Origin of the sequence: Limnohabitans sp., from assembly GCF_040400975.1 — a bacterium.
Taxonomy (GTDB): domain Bacteria; phylum Pseudomonadota; class Gammaproteobacteria; order Burkholderiales; family Burkholderiaceae_C; genus Limnohabitans_A.
This window is the reverse complement of sequence record NZ_JBBAPF010000003.1, coordinates 102,475-120,640: the sequence shown is the minus strand read 5'-3', so window position 1 is coordinate 120,640 and position 18,166 is coordinate 102,475. Positions and strand designations below refer to the sequence as shown.

Annotated in this window: 18 protein-coding genes; 3 read left to right on the top strand and 15 right to left on the bottom strand. The window is 58.9% G+C overall.

Translation table 11 applies throughout. The annotated features are described in order from the left end of the window. The 5 genes from ABWQ00_RS03750 to mnmG all read right to left on the bottom strand — a co-directional run bounded on the left by ABWQ00_RS03750 (position 1) and on the right by mnmG (position 4,656). Entirely contained in the window at positions 1–537 is a 537-nt protein-coding gene (locus ABWQ00_RS03750) for an RBBP9/YdeN family alpha/beta hydrolase (RefSeq protein ID WP_353237330.1), read from the bottom strand. Beyond that, positions 538–1,308 (bottom strand): ParA family protein, encoded by a 771-nt coding sequence (locus ABWQ00_RS03745; RefSeq protein ID WP_353237329.1) that lies wholly within the window; start codon positions 1,306–1,308, stop codon positions 538–540. 18 nt (positions 1,309–1,326) lie between these two features. After that, positions 1,327–1,944 carry a LysE family translocator gene (locus ABWQ00_RS03740; protein ID WP_353237328.1) on the bottom strand — a complete coding sequence of 206 codons (618 nt, stop codon included), beginning with the start codon at positions 1,942–1,944 and terminating at the stop codon, positions 1,327–1,329. Between the two features lie 97 nt (positions 1,945–2,041). After that, complete coding sequence (rsmG, locus tag ABWQ00_RS03735) at positions 2,042–2,689, bottom strand: 16S rRNA (guanine(527)-N(7))-methyltransferase RsmG (protein ID WP_353237327.1); 648 nt, start codon at positions 2,687–2,689, stop codon at positions 2,042–2,044. Beyond that, entirely contained in the window at positions 2,686–4,656 is a 1,971-nt protein-coding gene (gene mnmG, locus ABWQ00_RS03730; protein ID WP_353237326.1) for a tRNA uridine-5-carboxymethylaminomethyl(34) synthesis enzyme MnmG, read from the bottom strand. The genes rsmG and mnmG overlap by 4 nt, the downstream gene beginning before the upstream one ends. A 326-nt stretch (positions 4,657–4,982) precedes the next feature. Here mnmG and ABWQ00_RS03725 point away from each other — a divergent pair, with 326 nt between their 5' ends. Continuing rightward, the gene (locus ABWQ00_RS03725; protein WP_353237325.1) at positions 4,983–5,954 is read left to right on the top strand and encodes a Bug family tripartite tricarboxylate transporter substrate binding protein; all 972 of its coding nucleotides are present in this window, start codon (positions 4,983–4,985) and stop codon (positions 5,952–5,954) included. 78 nt (positions 5,955–6,032) lie between these two features. Here the strand turns inward: ABWQ00_RS03725 and ABWQ00_RS03720 are convergent, their stop codons facing one another. After that, complete coding sequence (locus tag ABWQ00_RS03720; RefSeq protein ID WP_353237324.1) at positions 6,033–6,509, bottom strand: Lrp/AsnC family transcriptional regulator; 477 nt, start codon at positions 6,507–6,509, stop codon at positions 6,033–6,035. 119 nt (positions 6,510–6,628) lie between these two features. Here ABWQ00_RS03720 and ABWQ00_RS03715 point away from each other — a divergent pair, with 119 nt between their 5' ends. Beyond that, positions 6,629–10,165, top strand: coding sequence for an indolepyruvate ferredoxin oxidoreductase family protein (locus ABWQ00_RS03715; RefSeq protein ID WP_353237323.1), 3,537 nt, complete (start codon positions 6,629–6,631; stop codon positions 10,163–10,165). Between the two features lie 91 nt (positions 10,166–10,256). Here the strand turns inward: ABWQ00_RS03715 and minE are convergent, their stop codons facing one another. The 7 genes from minE to ABWQ00_RS03680 form a co-directional block, all read right to left on the bottom strand. Beyond that, positions 10,257–10,517 carry a cell division topological specificity factor MinE gene (minE, locus tag ABWQ00_RS03710; RefSeq protein WP_353237322.1) on the bottom strand — a complete coding sequence of 87 codons (261 nt, stop codon included), beginning with the start codon at positions 10,515–10,517 and terminating at the stop codon, positions 10,257–10,259. Positions 10,518–10,520: 3 nt separating this feature from the next. Then, entirely contained in the window at positions 10,521–11,336 is an 816-nt protein-coding gene (gene minD, locus ABWQ00_RS03705) for a septum site-determining protein MinD (protein ID WP_353237321.1), read from the bottom strand. A 30-nt stretch (positions 11,337–11,366) separates the two neighbouring features. Next, a complete protein-coding gene (minC, locus tag ABWQ00_RS03700) occupies positions 11,367–12,131 on the bottom strand; it encodes a septum site-determining protein MinC (RefSeq protein ID WP_353237320.1) in 765 nt (254 codons plus the stop codon). A 285-nt stretch (positions 12,132–12,416) separates the two neighbouring features. Beyond that, positions 12,417–12,626: a DUF2788 domain-containing protein gene (locus tag ABWQ00_RS03695; protein ID WP_353237319.1), complete on the bottom strand. Its 210-nt coding sequence runs from the start codon at positions 12,624–12,626 to the stop codon at positions 12,417–12,419. Continuing rightward, entirely contained in the window at positions 12,626–13,483 is an 858-nt protein-coding gene (locus ABWQ00_RS03690; RefSeq protein ID WP_353237318.1) for a DUF2189 domain-containing protein, read from the bottom strand. The genes ABWQ00_RS03695 and ABWQ00_RS03690 overlap by 1 nt, the downstream gene beginning before the upstream one ends. A 4-nt stretch (positions 13,484–13,487) precedes the next feature. Then, positions 13,488–13,682 (bottom strand): YgaP family membrane protein, encoded by a 195-nt coding sequence (locus ABWQ00_RS03685; protein ID WP_353237317.1) that lies wholly within the window; start codon positions 13,680–13,682, stop codon positions 13,488–13,490. A gap of 26 nt (positions 13,683–13,708) precedes the next feature. Continuing rightward, positions 13,709–13,906, bottom strand: coding sequence for a heavy-metal-associated domain-containing protein (locus tag ABWQ00_RS03680; protein WP_353237316.1), 198 nt, complete (start codon positions 13,904–13,906; stop codon positions 13,709–13,711). 76 nt (positions 13,907–13,982) lie between these two features. Here ABWQ00_RS03680 and ABWQ00_RS03675 point away from each other — a divergent pair, with 76 nt between their 5' ends. After that, the gene (locus ABWQ00_RS03675) at positions 13,983–16,190 is read left to right on the top strand and encodes a heavy metal translocating P-type ATPase (protein ID WP_353237315.1); all 2,208 of its coding nucleotides are present in this window, start codon (positions 13,983–13,985) and stop codon (positions 16,188–16,190) included. Positions 16,191–16,203: 13 nt separating this feature from the next. Here the strand turns inward: ABWQ00_RS03675 and ABWQ00_RS03670 are convergent, their stop codons facing one another. Then, complete coding sequence (locus tag ABWQ00_RS03670) at positions 16,204–17,328, bottom strand: alkene reductase (protein WP_353237314.1); 1,125 nt, start codon at positions 17,326–17,328, stop codon at positions 16,204–16,206. A 7-nt stretch (positions 17,329–17,335) separates the two neighbouring features. Further along, the gene (locus ABWQ00_RS03665; protein WP_353237313.1) at positions 17,336–18,121 is read right to left on the bottom strand and encodes a class II aldolase/adducin family protein; all 786 of its coding nucleotides are present in this window, start codon (positions 18,119–18,121) and stop codon (positions 17,336–17,338) included. Positions 18,122–18,166 lie beyond the last annotated feature (45 nt).

Here is an 18,166-nt window from a genome sequence, read left to right as displayed (position 1 = left end):
TCAATCCTTCAAGAGTGTTTGCAAAAGGGCATGGCCTTGCGGCCAATCGCCCAAAAAAGATTCGGCATTGATGTGCCCCGCTGCGCCCAGGCTCAACCACTGCGCACCCCAGTCTCGGGCCAGGCCTTGAGCACGTTCTGACGAACAATAAGGGTCGTCCAAGCTGCCCACCAGCACGCTTGGAAAGGGCAAACGCTGGCGCACCACCGGTGACCAACCAGGCAGACGGTCCCGCATGTGGGGCACTTCGGTGTCGCCTGGCGCCACCAGCAACGCCCCTTGCACGCGTTCGGTGTGCCGCGACACCGCCGCCCAAGCCGCCACCAAGATACAGCCCAAACTGTGTGCAGCAAACACCACACGGCCTGGCGCATCGATGACGGCCTCGTCCAAACGCGCCATCCAGTCCCCTCGCAGCGGGTTGAACCAATCGTTTTGCTCGACCACGTTGTAAGCATGCAGATGCGCCCAGCGCATTTGCCAATGCTCGGGGCCACTGCCCTGCCAGCCGGGCAAGATCAACACCGTGGCGGCCATTCAGAGCGATGGTGCGCGCTGCACCAACTCACGAGCGAACTCGACATAGGCTTGACTGCCCTTGGCCGACGGGTCAAACACCACACCGGGCAAACCATAGCTGGGCGCTTCGGCCAAGCGAACATTGCGCGGGATCACGGTGTCAAACACCTTGTTGCCAAAGTGCGCCTTGAGCTGATCGCTGACCTGCACTTGCAAGGTGATGCGGGGGTCAAACATGACGCGCAGAAGGCCAATGATCTTCAGGTCTTTGTTCAGGTTGGCATGCACCTGCTTGATGGTGTTGACGAGGTCCGTCAGACCTTCCAGTGCAAAGTATTCGCACTGCATGGGCACGATCACGCCATGCGCCGAACACAGGCCGTTGAGGGTGAGCATGGACAGGGATGGCGGGCAATCGATCAACACGAAGTCATAGTCTGTATCGACCACAGTCAGGGCTGACCGCAAGCGCTGGTCACGGTGGGCCAGCTGAACCAGCTCGACCTCGGCACCGGCCAATTCGCGGTTGGCGCTCAACACGTCGTAACCGCACTTGTCAGCTTTCACCACTGACTCTTGGACCGATGCCGACTCAAGCAAGACGTCGTAAATACTGAGTTCGACTTCTCGTTTGTCGATGCCCGAGCCCATGGTGGCATTGCCCTGTGGATCCAGATCGACCAACAAAACCCTTTGGCCCAGCTTGGCCAGGCCCGCGGCCAAATTGACCGTGGTGGTGGTTTTGCCGACGCCGCCTTTTTGGTTGGCAATGCAGATGATTTTGGCCATGGTGGTGAATCGTCCAATTTATTTGGAAATGGCCAACTTGACGCCAAAACCAATGAGAAAAATGCCAGCCAGCTTTTCCAGCCAACGCCCAACGCGGGGGTTTGCACGCATGCGCGAGGCCAAGTGGAATGTCAACAAGGTCATGCCCAAACCATACAAAAACGTCAGAAAAGCAATGGTTGCGGCCATCACCGCAAAACTGATCCAGCCCTGATGAACGCTGGGGTCAACAAACAAAGGGAAAAATGCCATGTAAAAAACAATCGCCTTGGGGTTGAGCAAGGTGATGGCAAACGCTTGTTGAAAATACTGGCGAGGGCGAATGTTCAAGACAGGGGCATCGCCCGGCTTGGCCCTCAACATCATCCAACCCAACCAAGCCAAATACAAAGCACCAACCCACTGCACAGCCACAAACGCCGCAGGGTAAGTGGCCAGCACCGTGGCCACACCCGCCACGGCCATCCACATCAACACCTGGTCCCCTGCGATCACGCCCAATGTGGCGCCCAGCCCCCCGGCGATTCCGCCCTTGCCGGTGGAGGTGATCAGGGCCAGATTACCAGGACCGGGAATGGCCAAAAACAAAACTATCGCAGCGACAAAGGATCCGTAATCGGAAATTCCAAAAAACATGGGCTTTCTTTCTATGGAGTTTGTTGCGAGTGTAAGTGATGGGCCACCCGCTGATGCGGCCTCTTTTCAAGGTGTTTCACGTGAAACACCCATTGATTCAAACGGTTTCGGGCTTCATCCAGACCATGCGCCGCTCCACATCCAACCCCGGAACCGTCAGCGGTTCCACGTGAAACACCTTCACGTCGGCAGGCAAAGCATCGATTTCCGCCTGCGGGTGCTTGCCCTTCATGGCCATCCAGACGCCGCCTTCTGCCAAGGCCGAACGCGACCAGGTCACAAAGTCAGGCAAGGAAGCGAAGGCTCTGGCGCAAATAACCTGGTACGGATCGGTCAGGGATTCGACCCGCGCATGCAGGCCGCGCAAGTTGGGCAGCTTCAGGCTCACCGCCACTTGCTGCACAAAGGCGGCTTTTTTGGCCACCGTGTCCACACAACTCACATTCAACTCGGGCATGCAAATGGCCAAAACCACGCCGGGCAAGCCACCCCCCGAACCGACGTCCAAAACCCGAATGGCTTGCCCCTGCGTGTGCCGGGTCAAAGGCGTCACCGCCGTCAAGCTGTCCAGCAAATGGTGCGTCAATATCTCGGTTGGCTCACGAAGCGCCGTCAGGTTGTAGACCTTGTTCCACTTCTGAATGAGGGCCGCGTAGCCCAAAAGGCGCTGAACTTGGTCGTCTGATAAACTCAGGCCCAGGGCTTGCGCACCCGAACGCAGCCCAGCCTCCAGATTCACACTCATGCCTGCACGCCTTCCTCTGCAGCTTGCATGAAGCCTTTGAAGCCACCCTTTTTCAGATGAATCAAAAGCAAGGACACGCTGGCAGGCGTGATGCCCGAGATGCGCGAGGCTTGGCCCAAGGTTTCGGGCCGGTGTTTGGCCAACTTTTGACGCGCCTCGATCGACAGCGCCGACACCTGCATGTAGTCCAGACTCTCGGGCAGGCGCAGGTGTTCGTAAAACGCGGCCCGCTCCACCTCGCCTTTTTGGCGGTCGATGTAGCCAGAATACTTGGCGGCGATCTCCACCTGCTCGATCACCGAGGGGCTCAAGTCGCCCAAGGTTTCACGTGAAACATCGGCGCTGGCCATGCGGCCCCCATCCAATGACATCAGGGCTGGATAGCTCACATTCGGTCTGCGCAGCAGGTCAAACAGGTTGTGCTCGTGTTCTATGGCCTTGCCCAGCACGCGCTCAGATTCGGCCGCTGGCAGGTTGCGCGGGTTCACCCAGGTGGCTTTCAGGCGTTCTGTTTCACGTGAAACAGCGTCGAGCTTGCGGCTGAAGGCGTCCCAACGGGCGTCATCCACCAAACCCATTTGCCGCCCCACTTCTGTGAGGCGCGCATCGGCATTGTCTTCGCGCAGCTGCAGGCGGAACTCAGCCCGGCTGGTGAACATGCGGTAAGGCTCGGTCACGCCTTGTGTGACCAAGTCGTCCACCAACACGCCCAAGTAAGCCTGGTCGCGAGCAGGTGTCCAGGCTGCTTCGCCCCGGCATTGCAGCGCTGCGTTGATGCCCGCAAACAAACCTTGCGCTGCGGCTTCTTCGTAACCGGTGGTGCCATTGATCTGGCCTGCGAAGAACAGGCCGTTGATCTGGCGCGTCTCAAAGCTGTTCTTCAGCGAACGGGGGTCAAAGTAGTCGTATTCAATGGCGTAGCCGGGCCTGAGGATGTGGCAGTTTTCCAGGCCCTTCATCGAGCGCACCAGCTCGTACTGGATGTCAAACGGCAAGCTGGTCGAGATGCCGTTGGGGTAGTACTCGTGGGTGGTCAGGCCTTCGGGCTCCAAAAAAATCTGGTGGCTGTCCTTGTCGGCAAAGCGGTTGATCTTGTCTTCCACACTCGGGCAATAACGCGGGCCCACGCCTTCGATTTTGCCGGTGAACATGGGGCTGCGGTCAAAGCCCGAGCGGATGATCTCGTGCGTGCGCTCGTTGGTGTGCGTAATCCAGCACGGCACCTGCTGCGGGTGCATCTCGGCCTTGCCCATGAAACTGAACGCCGGCACCCCACCCTCAGGGTTCATGCCGCCGGGCACGCCGTCGCCGGGCTGCTCGGAACACTTGGAGAAATCGATGGTGCGGCCATCCAGGCGCGGCGGTGTGCCGGTCTTCAGACGCCCTTGCGGCAGCTTCAGTTCTTTCAGGCGCGAAGACAAGCTCACGGCTGGCGGATCACCCGCCCTGCCCGCCGCATAATTCTGCAAACCCACATGGATCTTGCCGTCGAGGAATGTGCCCGCGGTCAGCACCACGGTGCGCGAACGGAAACGGATGCCCACCTGCGTCACGGCGCCCACCACCCGGTCGCCCTCCACCATCAGGTCATCCACGGCCTGCTGGAACAGCCACAGATTGGGCTGGTTTTCCAGCATGCGGCGGATGGCCGCTTTGTACAAAATGCGGTCGGCCTGGGCGCGGGTGGCGCGCACGGCCGGGCCTTTGGAGCTGTTGAGGATGCGAAACTGGATGCCACCCTCATCGGTCGCCAGAGCCATGGCCCCGCCCAAGGCGTCGACTTCTTTGACCAAGTGGCCCTTGCCAATGCCGCCAATGGACGGGTTGCAGCTCATCTGCCCCAGCGTCTCGATGTTGTGGCTGAGCAAGAGTGTTTTGCAGCCCATGCGGGCAGAGGCCAGCGCCGCTTCGGTTCCGGCATGGCCGCCACCGACCACGATCACATCGAATTCTTGAGGGTAAAGCATGAGAGTCTGCCCTTTGAAGGCCAAAAATGGGCGCCGCCTGCGCCACGGAGCCACCCTGCCACGGGGTCGGCTGAAGCTGCTCATTTTACAGGCAGGGTGTTTCAGGTGGGGCGCTCGGTCAACGCTCGAAAAAACACCCACAAAGGCATGGCACTTGATGCATTGCACGCATTCAACAGGTGACCCTCGGCACCGCACGGCGCACGTTGTTCTTCGCCGCCCCAAAGGTGTTTTCTGCTACTCTGTGCAGGTCAAAAACAGTTGGTTTTCGTCAACCCTCCGTCTGTTTGCTCACCCCCTTCCGTTTATTCAATGAGGAGACTCCCATGTTCCTGCAACGCAGAATCCTGTTGGCCCTGGGCCTGTGCATGGCCGCCAGCGCGCCCGTGCTGGCGCAAGACAAATTTCCCTCCAAGCCGGTCACCATCATCGTGCCCCAGGCGGCCGGGGGTGCCAACGACACGATCGCGCGGGTGATTGCGCAAAGGCTCTCCGAGCAGACAGGCCAGTCCTTTGTGGTGGAAAACCGCACCGGCGCCGGGGGCAACGTGGGCACAGCAGCAGCCGCCAAGACCCGCCCGGATGGCTACACCTTGCTGCTGACCGCAGACAGCGCGATGGTCATCAATCCAGCGCTGTACAAGAGCACCGGTTTCGACCCGGTCAAGGACTTCGAGCCGGTGGGCAGCGTCGCCACGGCCGGCTATGTGTTGGTGGCCCACCCGAGCTTTCCCGCCAAGAACACCGCCGAACTGGTCGCACTGGCCAAACAGCAACCAGGCAAGATCAACATTGGATCGGCTGGCAATGGCACCCTCAACCACCTGATCGGCGAAATGCTGGGCAAAGCCACCGGCATCGACTTGACCCATGTGCCCTACAAGGGGGCCGCAGCAGCCGCCACCGACCTGGTCGCCGGGCAAGTGCAAGTCTCGGTGCAGAGCTTGCCTTCTTCAATCGCGTTCATCCGCTCCGGCAGGATGAAGGTCCTCGGTGTGGTCAACCCCAAGCGCCTGCCCGTGCTGCCGGACGCCCCCACCATTGGCGAGACCCTGAGGGACTTTGGCGCCACCCCTTGGTACGGCGTGTTTGCTCCGACAGGAACGCCCAGGGCGATCATCAACCAGCTCAACGCAGAAATCACCAAGGCTCTTGACTCGAAGGAGGTGCAGGATCGCCTGGCCGGTGTGGGCTGCGAAGCCTTCAAATCCACGCCTGAGCAGTTCGCCCAGCTGGTGCGTGACGACCTGCCCCGCTGGGCCAGGATCGTCAAAGACTCCGGCGCGACCATCGACTGAAAGCCGGCTGCATGAAATGCTGGCGCTGACGACGGATGCGCCAAAGGGCCTGCGTGGGGCGGACCGCTATTGAAAAAGTTAATTGGTCCCCTCCAGCAAGGGCAAGGCCCCTGCGACCTTGACCTCACCCATCGAAAAGCTGGTGTGCAGGTCTTTCACATTGGGCAGGTTGAGCAACACATTGCGGGCGAACTGGCTGAAGGTGTTCAGGTCTTTGCTGACCACTTGCAACTCAAAGGTCCCGGTTCCGCTGATGTAGTGGCACGAAACCACCTCGGGGATTTTGCGAATCGCCTCTTCCAATTGACGGGTCACATCGCCCCGGTTGCGCTCGGCATCCAGCCGAACAAACGCGAACACATCCAGGCCCACTTTCTGGCGGTTGATCTCGGCGCGGTAGCCCTGGATGACACCCGACTCTTCCAGCGCCCGCACCCGCCGCCAGCACGGTGCGGCCGACAAGCCCACGCGCTGCGCCAATTCCGCATTGGTCAGGCGCCCATCACGTTGCAGTTCGTTCAAGATGGCCCAGTCAAATTTGTCCAATGTTTCCAAAACAAGCCTCCTTGAGCAAGATTCTTTCAAATCATAGGGCAAATCCTGTCACACAAAGCAAGCACTTGTCGGCTATGTCGCCCTACACTGTGACATCCACCTCAGTTGCAGGACAGACCATGAACGCCCCCTTGCCCGATTCGATTCGCCAAGCGCTTGAAACCGTGACGCTGGACGACAAGTACAGCCTCGATGTGGGTCGCGCTTTCATGAGCGGCGTGCAAGCCCTGGTCAAACTCCCCATGCTGCAACGCCAGCGCGACGCATTGCAGGGCAAGAACACCGCCGGCTTCATCAGCGGTTACCGGGGCTCGCCTCTGGGCAGTTACGACCAGTCGCTGTGGAAGGCCAAGGACCACCTGAAGGCCCAGCACATCGTCTTCCAGCCCGGTGTCAACGAAGAGCTGGCGGCCACCGCCTTGTGGGGCACACAGCAGCTGGGTTTTGCGCCGCCGGGCACCAACCAATTCGACGGCGTGTTCGGCATCTGGTACGGCAAAGGCCCGGGCGTGGACCGCTGCTCAGACGTGTTCAAGCACGCCAACATGGCAGGCACCACGCCTTGGGGCGGCGTGCTGGCCGTGGCGGGCGACGACCATGTGGCCAAAAGCTCCACCGCCGCGCACCAGAGCGACCACATCTTCAAGGCCTGCGGGTTGCCGGTGTTCTTTCCGGCCAGTGTGCAAGACATCCTGGACCAAGGCCTGCATGCCTTGGCTCTGAGCCGGTTTGCCGGCATTTGGTCGGGCATGAAGACCATCCAGGAAATTGTGGAGTCCAGCGCCACCGCCCACATCGATCCCGAGCGCGTGCAAATTGTCTTGCCCGAATTTGTCATGCCGCCCGGTGGCGTGCACATCCGCTGGCCCGACACGGCGCTGGAACAAGAAGCGCGGTTATTTGACTACAAGTGGTACGCGGCCTTGGCCTACATCCGTGCCAACAAGCTCAACCACAACGTCATACAAGGACCGAATGACCGCTTTGGCCTGATCGCCAGCGGCAAAGCATACAACGACACGCGTCAAGCCTTGCTCGATCTCGGCCTCGATGACGCCACCTGCCAACGCCTGGGCATCCGTTTGCACAAGGTGGGTGTGGTCTGGCCCCTTGAAGCACAAACCACCCGCGAATTCGCCACCGGCTTGCGCGAGATTTTGGTGGTCGAGGAAAAACGGCAAGTCATCGAATACCAGCTCAAGGAAGAGCTCTACAACTGGCGTGACGATGTGCGCCCGAACATCTTGGGCAAGTTCGACGAAGCCGAGGGCGATGTGTCTGGCGGCGAATGGTCCATGCCCAACCCCAGCCAGCGAACACTGCTGCGGGCCAATGCCGACCTGACACCCGCCATCATCGCGCGCGCTGTTGCCAAGCGCCTGAAAAAGCTGGGTGTGGATGCTGACACCACCGCCCGCATCGACGCGCATCTGACCTTGTTGGACGCCAAAGAAAAATCTCTGCAAACCCTGACACTGGGCGCCGCTGCCGAACGCACACCTTGGTTCTGTTCTGGCTGCCCGCACAACACCTCCACCAAGGTGCCCGACGGCTCTCGTGCCATGGCGGGCATTGGCTGCCACTTCATGAGCATCTGGATGGACCGCAGCACCGTGGGCTTCACCCAAATGGGGGGTGAAGGCGTTCCATGGTCGGGCCAACAACCCTTTACCACCGACCAGCACATCTTTGCCAACATCGGCGACGGCACTTATTTCCACAGCGGCATTCTGGCCGTTCGCCAAAGCGTGGCTTCGGGTGTGAACATCACCTACAAGATTTTGTACAACGACGCGGTGGCGATGACCGGTGGCCAACCCGTAGGGGAGCGTGCCGAAGGCCACAGCGTGGTGCAAATCGCCATGAGCATGAAGGCCGAAGGCGCGCAGCGCATTGTGGTGGTGACCGACGAACCCGAGAAGTACGAGGGTGTCGCTTTGGCCGAGGGCGTGCGCGTGTTCCACCGCGACGAACTTGACCGCATTCAACGCGAAATGCGCGAGATCAAAGGCACCACCGTCATCATTTACGACCAGACCTGCGCCACCGAAAAACGCCGCCGCCGCAAGCGCGGCACCATGGTAGACCCTGCCGTGCGCGTGATGATCAACGAAGAAGTGTGCGAAGGCTGTGGCGACTGCGGCGTGCAATCCAACTGCTTGTCGGTAGAGCCTTTAGAGACTGAACTCGGCCGCAAGCGCACCATCAACCAAAGCACCTGCAACAAGGACACCAGCTGTCTCAAAGGCTTTTGTCCAAGCTTTGTCACGGTGGAGGGCGGCAGTTTCAAAAAGAAGTCGTCATCCACCAGAACCACGATCAACCCCGCCAGCTTGGGCGCTTTGCCCGACCCAGTTTTGCCTACCATCCACGAGCCTTGGGGCACCGTGGTCGCGGGCGTAGGCGGCACGGGCGTCATCACCATCGGGCAATTGCTGGGCATGGCCGCCCACATGGAAGGCAAAGGCATCGTCACGCAAGACTCGGCGGGCCTGGCCCAAAAAGGTGGCGCCACCTGGAGCCACATCCTGATCGCCAACACGCAAAACGAGATCCGCACCACCCGCGTGAGCATGGCCGCAGCTGACTTGATCATTGGCTGCGACCCCATCGTCAGCGCCTCCAAGGAAACCACCTTGCGCATGCGCGCAGGCCGAACCCGTGTGGCCATGAACAGCAGCAGCACACCCACCGCCGCGTTTGTGAAAAACGGCAACTGGCAAAACCCGGCTGAACAATGCGTGGCCGAAATCACCGCACAAGTGGGCTTGGACGGCATGGGGAGCTTCGACGCCGACGCCTTGGCCAAGCAGCTCATGGGCGACACGATTTACGTCAACCCCATGATCTTGGGCTACGCTTGGCAAAAAGGCTGGCTGCCTTTGCACCGAGAGTCTTTGGTGCGTGCCATCGAACTCAATGATGTACAGGTCAAAAACAATCTGGCGGCTTTTGAGTGGGGGCGCCATGCCGCGCATCAGCTCGATGCCTTGATGCAACAAATTCTTCCTGTACAGGTCATCAACTTCAAAAAACGCGACAGCCTGGAAGACATTGTGGCTAACCGCATGGCACGTTTGACGGACTACCAAAACGCCACTTACGCCCAGCTCTACCAAAGCATCGTAGAACGTGTGCGCGCCACTGAGGCACCTTTGGGCAAAACCATCTTGGCTGAAACCGTCGCACGCCATTTGTACAAGTTGATGGCCTACAAAGACGAATATGAAGTTGCACGGCTGCACACCCAAACCAGTTTTTTAGACCGCATCAAGGACAACTTCGAAGGCGACTTCACAGTGAACTACCATTTAGCCCCGCCTCTGTGGTCCAAGCGCAATGACAAAGGTGAATTGGTCAAACGCAAGTTTGGCCCGGCCATGCTGACCGGCTTCAAGTTGCTGGCCCAACTCAAAGGCCTGCGTGGCACGGCGCTGGATGTGTTTGGCAAAACCGAAGAACGGGTGACCGAACGCGCTTTGATCCGTGAATACATGCAGCACATCGATCAGGTGCTGGAAAACCTCTCCGACAGCACCCACGCGCATGCGCTGGACGTGGCCCGTGTCCCTGAAACCATCAAGGGTTTTGGCCATGTCAAAGAGCGCAACATCCGCGCAGCACGGGCCTTGTGGGCTTCATTGAGCACACGTTGATCAAAAGAAAGCCACCTGAAAAGGTGGCTTTCTTGCGGTCCAAGAGGTCAATTTTAAAAAGTTTGAACGCTGAAAAAAACGCGGTCAAACTTCAGCGGGTATCGGGCAACTCGATCTTGACTTCCAACACTTCCAGGTTGTCCTGACGCTCGAGATTAACCTTGATGTCGTTGGGATTGATCTTGATGTACTTGCTGATCACCGCCACCAGTTCGCGTTGCAAGTCCGGCAAATAATCAGGCTCGGCCACGTTTCGACCACTGCGTTCATGGGCCAAGATGATTTGCAAGCGCTCTTTGGCGACGCTGGCGGTTTTCTTCTTTTCACCCAACAGGAAGGAAAGAAAGGACATGGCTCACTTGCCTCCAAACAAACGTTTGAAGAAGCCAGGCTTTTCTGCTTCGGTAAAGCGCATCGGTTTGTCTTCACCCAAGAAACGGTCGATCACATCTTTGTAGGCCTCCGACACATCGCTGTTGGCCATGTGGATCGCGGGCGTGCCTTGGTTAGAGGCTTGCAAGACGTTTTCGCTTTCAGGAATCACTCCCAGCAACTTGATGCGCAAAATGTCTTGGATGTCTTGCAGCGACAGCATCTGCCCTTCTTCCACCCGGTTGGGGTTGTAGCGGGTGATCAGCAAATGTTCTTTGATCGGCTCTGAGCCTTCAATGGCACGCTTGGTCTTGCTGCCCAACATGCCCAAAATGCGGTCCGAATCGCGAACCGAAGACACTTCTGGGTTGGTCACCACCAAAGCCTCGTCGGCAAAGTGCATGGCCATCAGGGCACCAGTTTCAATACCAGCAGGTGAATCACACACGATGTACTCAAAACCCATGCTGCTCAGGTCGTTCAAGACCTTCTCAACACCTTCTTGAGACAGTGCATCTTTGTCACGGGTCTGCGAAGCCGCCAAGACGAACAGGTTGTCGCACTGCTTGTCTTTGATGAGGGCTTGGTTCAAATTGGCTTCACCCTGAATCACATTGATCAGGTCGTACACCACACGACGCTCACAGCCCATGATCAGGTCCAGATTGCGCAGACCCACATCAAAGTCAATGACAGCGGTCTTGAAACCTCTGAGGGCCAAGCCTGAAGCGAAACTGGCGCTGGTTGTGGTTTTACCTACACCACCTTTGCCTGAGGTCACAACAACGATTTTTGCCATGGAAAAACTTTCTTGGACTCGATTGAAAAATTAAGACTTGAGAGGGGTGATGAGCAATTTGTCCCCATCGGGGCCAGATTGCAAACACACCTGGGCCACTTGACCCAAGACATCTTTGGGCAACGCATTTTCGCTGGTGCGGTAAACACCCGCGATGGAAATCAATTCTGGCTCCATCACCTGGGCAAAAATTTGTGCTTGTGTATTGCCACGCGCACCCGCAATGGCTTTGCCACGCAAGGCACCATAAACATGGATATGCCCATCGGCAATGACCTCGGCACCAGCATTGACCATGGCCAAAACAATCAGGTCTCGGCCTTTGGCGTAAACCTGTTGTCCTGAACGCAAAGGTTTGTCAACGATCAAGGCCGTTTGTTGGGGTTCCGGCTGTGGGGTGCTGGGTTGGTGGACGACAGCTTGTTCTTGGGGCGTTGCAAGGCTCACAGAGCGGCGCACACGGGCATCGGAGCCATCCACCAAGCCAAGACCCTTGGCCATTGACAAAAGCTCTGATTGGGCACCTTTGATGGCCACAGGCACCAAACCATTTCCACGAAGAATGCCTGTTAAATCTGTCAGATCCAAAGACGCACCATCGGTCAAACCCAAAGAAGTGACATCGATCACCACGGGGTCATGGTCAAAAAAACCTGGACTTTCCCCCAATTGCTGAGCCAAGGCCGCAGCAAGCATTTGAATGTCGGTTGTTTTGAGGACCAAAGACACCAAAGACAGTTCAGCGCTCTTGATGTCGTAACAGGGAAGTGTCGAATCTTCGTTGACGCTCGCCATGGTGATTGGGTGTTTGGAAAGATACAAATCTTAACAGCGCACTTCTTGGTTCTTATCTTCTTAATGTTTTATATCTTGAGATAGTGGTAGTAGTAGGGGGATGCTTCTTTTGTGGACAAGCTTCTTTTTTTCAATGTTGACAAAGACTTGTTGAGCTTTCAAACATGTGTGTGGGTTTGGTTTTGTGCTGTCGCGCAAAAATGAACAACATTTGGAAAACAGATCAAGTTGTGGATAAGTCATGAATTCCAGCTCTTTTATTCACAGCTTTATTCAACACGGAATTCAGGTGTCAAGCCACCATTGGATGATGCCTTTGGCAACAAAGCCCAGCATGCCAAAAGCCAACCCCAGAAAAATGACAAAAGTACCAAACTTGCCCGCTTTGGACGCCCAAGCCAATTGCAAAACGATGAAAAGCATGTACAGCATGAAAGCTGTTACACCCACGGTCAGCCCAAACCAAGCAAATTGCTCTTCTGTGATCTGCCACATCACTCAGATTCCTGGCGGGGTATGCGTTCGGGTACATCACGGGTGTCCACCAGATGGCGGTAGGCATGCCAGGACGCATGGCCCAGCATGGGCACGATCACGATCAGGCCAATGAAAAAGCTCAAAATGCCCACCATGCTCAAACCCATGATCAAAAACGCCCACAGCACCATGGGCATAGGATGGGTCAGAACCACTTTCCAGCTCGTCAGCACAGCTTGCAAGGTATTGAGTTGGCGGTCCAACAACAAGGGTATGGCCACCACACTGGATGCAAAAACCGGTGCGGCCATCAGGCCACCCAGCATCAACCACAGCTCAAACAAATAACTGTCAGGATTGAGGACCACATGGCGGATGAAATCCATGGGGGTGTGGATCGGCACCGGAGCCAGCAAAGTGATCAAGGCCGAAGAGGTCAAAACCCAGCCTGTGCCCGCTAAAGCCAGCAACAGACCAAAACGCACCAAACACCAGTAACTCACCGCTTCGTCGTTTTGCAGCGTTTGCCATTGCGTCCAAGTTTTGAACAAAAGACGCAAAGTGACGGACTCGTTTCTTTCGATGGCCCTGCTCATGGCATACAAGCTGGTGGCCAAAACAGGTGCCACGACCAGAAAACCGGACACCGCACTGACCAGCAGCCAAAACCGGTCATGTGCCAGCCAAGCGATCAGGCCGCCTCCTATGGCCATGACCAGGCCATGCGCCAAACTCAGCCAAGGTGAATGGCCAATGTCTTTCAGGCCCTGACAAAGCCAAACCAGCGGTTGCTTGTCGTCGATGGGCAAAACGCCGGGTAAGTTCAAACGCCCAGGAGTTGCTGGAGGCTCGGACGGCGGCGAATCTTGCGACATGCGATCAGGTGTTTTTATTTTTGCAGGTGTTGATGCCCAACAAGCTGTAAGGCGGGCACCAGCCGCTGAGGCCTGTAGCCAAGGGCACCAAGCCCAGCCAGCCCCAAACACCCACAGTGCCCGCAGCGGCCAGTGCGATCAGGACAAGACCGCCGACGATGCGAACGATGCGTTCAATGTTGCCAATGTTTTGAGTCATCTGAAACTCCTTGGTGGTTGATAAATTCAAGCGATCACGCGGTAACCCTCATCGGCAATGGCGTTGGCCAAAGCCTGGCGGGTTTTTTCTGAATCCACTTGCACTGTGTCTTGTGTGCGGTCGATCACAACCTTGGCCTGTGCATCCAAAGCCAGTAAAGCTTTGGTGACTGCTTTTTCGCAGTGACCGCAAGTCATGCCCTCAACCTTGAAAATTTGGTTCATGATGCATCCTCTCCAATGAACTGAACAAGACCCCTTGGGGTCTGGTCTGAGCATAGACCATCAAGGACTTCATGCCATGACACAGATCAAGATTGAGCCTCCCATCACCTACGACATCGGCATCGGCGGCATGACTTGCGCTACTTGTGTGGCGCGGGTCGAAAAAGCCCTCAAAAAAACACCCGGTGTGCTCAGCGCCACGGTCAACCTCGCCACCGAATCGGCCCGCATCGAAGTGGCGTCCAATGATGTGACCGACGCACGGCTGCGTCGCGCGGTACGCGATGCGGGTTATGAGCCCCTCACCCCTGAAGCACAAGCCAATGCAAGCCGTGAATCTTCCTGGGCAGGCTTCATGCCGGTCGGTGTGGGCCTGCTGCTGACCACGCCCTTGGTCATGCCCATGCTGGCCGAGCTGTGGGGTCAGCATTGGATGCTGCCCGCTTGGGTGCAATTTGCGCTGGCCACGCCGGTTCAGTTTGTGTTGGGAGCACGCTTTTACAAAGCCGGCTGGCATGCCCTGAAGGCGCTCACGGGCAACATGGATTTGCTGGTGGCCTTGGGCACCACCGCAGGCTGGGCCTTGTCGGTTTGGTTGTGGCTCACGGCACACGCCGGGCACACGCCTCACCTGTACTTTGAAGGCTCGGCCGTGGTCATCACCTTGGTGATGCTGGGCAAATGGCTGGAGACGCGTGCCAAGCGCCAGACCACCGAGGCAATTCGCGCCTTGCATGCCTTGCGCCCGGACAAAGCCCATTGGGTGGGCGAAGAGGGCGAGGTCGATGTGCCTGTGGACGAAATCCTGGTGGGCGACCGGATCATGGTGCGGCCCGGCGAGCGTTTTCCGCTGGACGGCGAACTGGTCGAAGGCCAAACCCAGGTGGACGAATCCATGCTGACTGGCGAACCCTTGCCCGTGGCCAAGGCGCCGGGTGCGGCCTTGACCGGTGGCTCGATCAATGGCGAAGGGCGTGTGCGCATGCGCGTCACGGCGGTGGGCCACGAAACCGTGCTCTCACACATCATCCGCTTGGTCGAAGACGCCCAAGCGGCCAAGGCGCCCATTCAGCGCTTGGTGGACAAAGTGGCCGAAGTGTTTGTGCCCGTGGTGCTGGTGATCGCCCTGCTCACCTTGGGTGCGTGGATGGCAACAGGGGCTGACTTTGAAACAGCACTCATCCATGCAGTGGCCGTATTGGTCATTGCCTGCCCTTGCGCCCTGGGCCTGGCCACGCCCGTGGCCATTATGGCGGGCACGGGTGTGGCGGCCAAGCACGGCATCTTGATCAAAGATGTGCAAGCGCTGGAGTTGGCGCACCGCGTGCAAACCGTGGCCTTTGACAAAACCGGCACGCTCACTGTGGGCCAACCGCGATTGCTGGCCCATGTGCCTGCACCTGGTCAAGACGCACAAAACGCGTTGGCCTTGGCCGCACGCGTGCAAAGCGGCAGTGAACACCCCTTGGCACGTGCGGTGGTGAGCGCCGCAGAAAAGCAGAGCCTGTCAGGTCCCACCGCGCAAGACCTGCAGGCCGTGCCCGGCAAAGGCGTGTTGGCCAAGGTGGACGGCAAGCAGTTGATGCTGGGCAGTTTGCGTTGGCTGCAAGAAGAAGGGTTGGACATCGGCGGTTGGCAAACAGACATCGAGGCCTTGCGGGCGCAAGGCGCCAGCCTCTCGGCCTTGGCCGAGCGCACCGATGCAGGTCTGCACGCCCTGCTGCTCATGGGTTTTGGCGACGAGCCCAAAGCAGGCGCTGCACAAGCCTTGACCGCGTTGCGCGATCGCGGCCTGAACCTAGTGATGATTTCGGGCGACAACCAGGCCGCCGCACAAGCCATGGCGCGCCGCTTGGGCTTGCGCCCCGAAGCGGGGGAAGTGCTGGCCGATGTGATGCCCGGCGACAAATCGGCGCAGGTGCAAAAACTGCGTGCGGGTGGCCAAGTGGTGGCCATGGTGGGTGATGGGGTGAACGATGCGCCCGCTTTGGCCGCCGCCGATGTGGGCCTGGCCATGGGCAACGGCACCGATGTGGCCATGCACGCGGCCGGTATCACCCTCATGCGCGGCGATCTGGCCCTGGTGGGCGCTGCGCTTGATATCTCGGCCCGCACCGTGGCCAAGATCCGGCAGAACCTGTTTTGGGCCTTTGCCTACAACGTGGCGGGCATTCCTCTGGCCGCCTTGGGTTACCTCAACCCCATGATGGCGGGCGCGGCCATGGCGCTCAGCTCGGTCAGTGTCATGGCCAATGCACTGCTGCTCAAGCGCTGGAAGCCCTGAGCGCTGGTTGGCCTCAAGCCAGCGGCAAAAACGGGTAGTCGGTGTATCCCGCATCACCACCGCCGTAAAAAGTGGCGCGGTCGGGCGTGTTGAAGGGGCCGCCTTGGCGCAGGCGTGCGCCCAAGTCGGGGTTGGCAATGAAAGGGCGACCAAAGGCGATCAGGTCCGCACCGCCGGCCAGAGACTCAGCGGCCAAGCTCAGGTCGTAGCCGTTGTTCAGCATCCATGCGCCGCGCCCGCCCGCTTGGGTGTAGGCTTGGCGAAAAGCGGCGTAGTCAAACGGCTTGTCGCCCTGCTGGTGGTCGCGTGCTGCACCTGTGGAGCCTTCGATCACATGCACAAAAGCCAAACCCATTGGGGCCAGCAAACGTGCCACATGCTCAAACAAGGGCTGAGGCTGTTCGTCGCTCACCCCGTTGGCGGGTGTGACGGGCGAGATGCGGATGCCCGTGCGTGCGCCACCGATCTCGGCCACGATGGCTTGCATCACCTCTTGCAAAAAGCGGGCGCGGTTCTCGACCGAGCCGCCATACGCGTCAGTGCGATGGTTGCTGCTGCTGCGCAAAAACTGGTCAATCAAATAGCCATTGGCCGCGTGCACTTCTACGCCATCAAACCCGGCGGCAATCGCGTTGGCCGCTGCGCGGCGGTAGTCTTGCACGATGCCTGGCAGCGCGGCGGCGTCGAGCGCACGCGGCTCGGACACGGGCACAAATTTGGCTTGGCCGTCTAACAGCAGCACTGTTTTCGTTGCAGTCGTCAGGGCCGATGGCGCCACAGGCGCAGCGCCACCCGGCTGCAAGCTGGTGTGCGAGACGCGGCCCACATGCCACAGCTGCATCACGATCTTGCCGCCTTCGGTGTGCACCGCATCGGTCACTTGCTTCCACGCGGCCACTTGCTCTGCGCTCCAGATGCCGGGTACATCGGCGTAGCCCTGGCCTTGGTGGCTGATGGCCGTGGCCTCGGTGACGATCAGGCCCGCCCCCGTGACCGGGTTGGCGCGTTGGCGGTAATAGGTGGCCATGCGGGCGTTGGCCAGCGAGCCGGGTGCTCGGTTGCGTGTGAGCGGGGCCATCACGATGCGTGAGGCCAAAGTGATGCTGCCCACCTGGCAGGGTTCAAACAAAGAGCGCATGGGGTCCTTAATGGGTGTAATCGGGGCTTTCGCGTTGCAGCTTGCGCAGCAGCGAAGGCCAAACAAACGCGCCGCCCAAACCACCGGTTTGCACCCGCATGGCGTTGGCCACGCCGTTCAAAATTTGAGGGTCCACAGCCGTCAGGTCTTTGGGGCCCGCTTGGCCTGCCAGCGCATCCACCTGGATGCGGCAGGTGTTCTCAAAGGTGTACATCGACAAGAACGCGTCGGCAATGGTTTTGCCCACGGTGAGCAAGCCGTGGTTGCGTAACATCAAGAAATTGGCCGAGCCTAAGTCGGCCTGCAGGCGGAGCTTTTCTTCGTCGTGAATGGCCACGCCCTCGTAGCCATGGTAGGCCAGCGAGGCCAGCACAAAGGTGCTTTGCTGGCTGATGGGCAGCACGCCGTGCGCCTGCGCGCTCACCGCCACGCCAGCGCGCGTGTGGGTGTGCAACACACAACCGGCATCGGGCCGCGCCTCATGCACCGCGCTGTGGATCACAAAGCCCGCCGGGTTGACCGGAAAAGGGCTGTCGTGCAACTTGTTGCACGCCATGTCCACCTTGACCAAGCTGGACGCGGTGATCTCGTCAAACATCAGGCCGTAGGGGTTGATCAAAAACTGATGGTCATCGCCCGCCACCGACTCGGGCAGTTTGGCGCTGATGTGGGTGAACACCAGATCGCTCCAGCCGTACAGCGCCACCAGCCGGTAACACGCAGCCAAGTCCAGCCGCAGCTGCCATTCATCGGGGTGAACGCTGTCTTTCAAAGAAGGAATCTCAAACGCCATGGCCGTGCTCCGGGGGGTCAGCAAAAGGTGTTCAGCTTAGCCGCT